At 36.4% G+C, this 209-nt stretch carries 1 protein-coding gene; it reads left to right on the top strand.

Going from position 1 to position 209, the window contains the following annotated elements:
• A partial coding sequence (locus tag FGT79_RS32735) for a hypothetical protein (protein ID WP_212758684.1) occupies positions 1–209 on the top strand: 209 nt, incomplete at both ends.

The raw sequence follows: 209 nt of genomic DNA on the forward strand, positions 1-209 counted from the left end.
GATGGATTCTATGATGGATTCTATGATGGATTCTACGATGGATTCTACGATGGATTCTATGATGGATTCTATGATGGATTCTATGATGGATTCTACGATGGATTCTATGATGGATTCTATGATGGATTCTATGATGGATTCTATGATGGATTCTATGATGGATTCTACGATGGATTCTACGATGGATTCTATGATGGATTCTATGATGG

Source organism: Paenibacillus sinopodophylli, from assembly GCF_005930355.1.
In the GTDB taxonomy this organism is placed as follows: domain Bacteria; phylum Bacillota; class Bacilli; order Paenibacillales; family Paenibacillaceae; genus Pristimantibacillus; species Pristimantibacillus sinopodophylli.